This window comes from Ruminococcus sp., from assembly GCF_017650195.1.
Lineage (GTDB): Bacteria > Bacillota > Clostridia > Oscillospirales > Ruminococcaceae > Ruminococcus.
In genome coordinates, this window is record NZ_JAGCFH010000149.1 from 1 (window position 1) to 4,251 (window position 4,251).

Annotated in this window: 2 protein-coding genes and 1 pseudogene; all 3 read right to left on the reverse strand. The window is 40.0% G+C overall.

Translation table 11 applies throughout. The features are described from left to right. Positions 1 to 772 (reverse strand): annotated as a pseudogene (locus J6U00_RS06750) (hypothetical protein); the annotation flags it as partial. A gap of 157 nt (positions 773 to 929) precedes the next feature. Further along, on the reverse strand, positions 930 to 2,822 hold the full coding sequence (locus tag J6U00_RS06755) for an ABC transporter ATP-binding protein (RefSeq protein ID WP_296580411.1): 1,893 nt from the start codon (positions 2,820 to 2,822) through the stop codon (positions 930 to 932). Next, on the reverse strand, positions 2,822 to 4,251 hold a 1,430-nt coding region (locus J6U00_RS06760; RefSeq protein WP_296580414.1), incomplete at its 5' end, for an ABC transporter ATP-binding protein. The genes J6U00_RS06755 and J6U00_RS06760, both read right to left, overlap by 1 nt.

The window sequence follows — 4,251 nt, forward strand, 5'->3', positions numbered from 1 at the left end:
ATTCAATTCCAGAAATCGTAAAGTTTACTTCAACATTCGTCCAACCATCAGCAAAGTCGTCTGGATTAACTGCCTGAGGTGAATAATCACCAATGAAGCTTGCTGCGGTTGCTGCATCTCCATCGCCTTCGTAAAGCTTTCCGTCAGCTGAACGTGCATCCTTAGGAATATTATCCTTGGATACCCACTGATTATAAAGATTTGCTCTTGTTTCCTGTCCGTCATCAGAAGAGGTATAAGGCTTTCCATCAAGTGTTAGCTCTTTTCCATCAACCTTTACTGAATTAACAGTGATAACAGCACCTGGAAATTTAGTTTCTCCATCCTTGATCATAACTGCCATAAACTGAAGTCCGCTTGGTACGTACTGATCATCTGGAGATCCTGTTGTATCATAACGGAATCCATTTGTATCAGCTGTAACGCTGACTGTATAATCTCCATTACCAGTAATTGTAGGTACTCCCGCATTATAAGTCAGATAGTCACGGGTCGGATCATCTCCACCCCAATACTGTATCCACCATTGACCATCAACAATTGCAAGATAGGCATCTCCTGACTGAGCAACAGCTGTATCCTCAAAGTCGATATCCTCAACACTGACAGTCGAAGGCTGTGTAATTGCTTCTGCTGTTGGTGCTTCAGTTGTAGTTTCGGTCGTAGCAGTAGTTGTTACTTCCTGCTTTGAACTATCCTCCTTGTTTCCACACGAAGCAAAAACTCCGCAAACCATAGCAGAAAGGAGCATATATGCAATATACTTCTTCATAATGTTTAACCTCTTTCTTTTTCGGATTATTTTTACAGTTAGTGCCTTATTAGAGGGTGACACCATCTGTAATCATTATTATGATACACAATTACAATATTAAATGCAATGCACTATATACACAAATTTATTAGTTCGTCATTGTATGAATTGCATATCAGCTTAATTCAAACATACCTGTATAAAGCTGATAATACTTTCCCTGCATTGCAATGAGCGCATTGTGATCACCACGCTCAATAATCTTTCCGTTTTCAAGGACCATTATTGCCTTTGCGTTTCTAACTGTTGAAAGACGATGCGCAATAACAAAAACGGTTCTTCCTTCCATGAGCGAATCCATGCCTTTTTCAATATGCGCTTCTGTACGAGTATCTATTGAACTAGTAGCCTCATCTAGAATGAGAACCGGAGGATCTGCAACTGCCGCTCTTGCTATCGCAAGAAGCTGCCTTTGCCCCTGTGAAAGATTTGAACCATCGGAAGTAAGCATAGTCTGATAGCCATTCTCAAGGTGACTGATAAAGTAATCAGCATTAGCAAGCTTTGCTGCTGCATATACTTCTTCATCTGTGGCATCAAGTTTACCATATCGGATGTTTTCCATTACTGTACCTGTAAAAAGGTGTGTGTCCTGAAGAACTATTGACTGTGAACGACGCAAATCGCTTTTCTTTATCTTGTTGATGTTAATACCGTCATATCTTATCTTACCATCCGGAACATCATAAAAACGATTGATAAGATTTGTGATGGTGGTCTTTCCTGCACCTGTTGATCCAACAAATGCTATCTTCTGCCCAGCTTTTGCATACAGACTTATTCCGTTGAGAACGGTCTTGTTGGGCTCATACCCGAAATACACATCATCCAGTTCAACATTACCACGTACTTCTGCATAAGTAACCGTACCGTCAGCTTTATGCGGATGTCTCCATGCCCAACGACCTGTCCGTTTGTCTGTCTCTGTGATATTACCATTACCATCTATTTCAGCACTCACAAGTGTAACATATCCCTCGTCAGCTTCAGGCTGCTCATCTATAACATTGAATATTCTTTCCGCACCTGCAAGAGCTGTTAAAACAGCATTGATCTGTTGTGATACCTGAGTTATAGGCTGCGCAAACTGACGTGTAAACTGAAGGTATGATACGAGCTTTCCTATTGTCATTCCGCTGAAACCATTAACAGTCATTATACCGCCTACTATCGCTGTTGCAGCATAGTGCAGATATGACAGGTTATTCATTATCGGCATAAGAATATTTGCAAATGTATGCGCTTTTGTTGAAGCTATGCACAGTTCTTCATTAAGTTTATCAAACTCTTCATTAGCCGCACTTTCATGACAGAATACCTTAACGACCTTCTGTCCGTCAATGAATTCCTCGATATATCCATTTGCAGTTCCTAGCGCTTTTTGCTGTGCAACGAATCCTTTACTACTGTGCTTTCCAACAACACCTATAACCAAGATTATCAGTACAAGCATAACAACAACAATGATTGTCAATATCCAACTGTAAATAATCATCATTGCAAAAACACCTATGATAGTAATTGCCGAACTGATGCACTGTGCAAGACTATTACTTAGCATCTCTCGAAGTGTGTCTGTATCATTAGTGTACAGTGACATAAGTTCACCATGTGTATGCTTGTCAAAATAGCTTATCGGCAATGCTTCCATCTTGGTAAACAGATCATCTCTTATTCGCTTGAGTGTAGTTGTTGATATTTTCAGCATAATGCGCTGATACATAAAAGTTGCTAAGGCGCCTGATGCATAAATCGCTATCATTACTCCAAGCGTAATAATAAACTTGTGCTTATCCCATTCTCCACCACGCAGAGCTTCCTTTAGGTTATCAACTATTGGACTGAGCAGAGCATTTCCAGCAACTGCTGCCGCAGAGCTGATCGCAACGCCAAGTACAACAGTGATAAAATGCAGCTTGAAGCCATACATATAACTGAATATACGCTTGATGGTCTTCCCTGTATTTGAAGGCTTCTGAGCAGGTTTCATGTTCTTTTTGGGCGGCATTATTCATCAGCTCCTTTCTGCTGCGAGTCATATACCTCGCGGTAAACTGGGCTGCTGACAAGCAATTGCTCATGAGTTCCGATATCGGTAATCTTGCCATCATCCATAACAATTATTCGGTCAGCATCCTTAACAGATGATATTCTCTGCGCTATAATAAATGTTGTTGTATCAGAAAGCTTTTCACGGAATGCTTTTCTTATTCTGCTATCAGTAGCGGTATCTACCGCACTAGTTGAATCATCAAGAATTATAATCTTTGGTTTTTTCAATAGTGCACGGGCAATACATAGTCTCTGCTTTTGTCCTCCTGAAACATTTACGCCGCCTTGTCCCAAATCCGTATCATATCCATATGGGAAACCCATAATGAAATCATGCGCACACGCCGATCGGCATGCATCTTCAATTTCCTCATCTGTCGCATTCGGATCCCCCCATCTGAGATTATCCTTGATCGTTCCAGAGAAAAGAACATTTTTCTGTAATACCATTGCAACATTATCACGAAGTGTAGTTACATTGTAATCACGGACGTTAACTCCGCCGACTAGTACATCACCTTCAGTTGCATCATAAAGGCGAGGTATTAACTGTACAAGCGATGTCTTAGAAGAACCGGTACCACCAATAATACCAATGGTTTCACCGGAATGAATTTCAAGATTGATATGATCAAGTGCCAGGTTATTCATATCCTTGAAGTAACTGAAGCTGACATTGCGGAAAACAACTGAACCATCAGCGACCTCTTCTACAGCTTCAGATGGAGAAACAATTTCAGGTTTCTCAATAAGAACTTCATATATACGCTGTATTGAAGCACGTGAGATAACAAACATCATAAACAGGAACGATAGCATTAACAGTGACATAAGTATCTGACTTACATATGTAATAAAGCTTGTAAGATCACCTATTTCCATTGTCTCGCCAACTATCATGTGACTACCGAACCATAATATTGCAACAATACTTGAATACATTACCATCTGCATAAGTGGCATAGATAAGATTATCAGTTTTTCAGCATGTACCTGTGCCGCTCGAACAGATTCCGTATTATCAGTAAATTTCTTCTTTTCAAAATCTTCACGCACAAAAGCCTTGACAGTTCGGATGCCTATAAGATTCTCCTGAACACTTGCATTCATGTCATCATATTTTGTAAGCATAGCCTTGAACCGTGGGTGAGCATTTGAAAGGATAATTATTGCTCCTAATATGATAATGGGAATTGCACAGAAAAATACTATCGATAGTTTTAAGTTCATCCTTACTGCCATTACCAACGCAAAAATAAGCATAATTGGTGCGCGGAATGCCATTCTAATAAACATCATATATGCATTCTGAACGTTAGTAACATCAGTAGTAAGTCTCGTTGTAAGTGAAGCGGTTGAGAATTTATCAACATTTGCAAATGAGA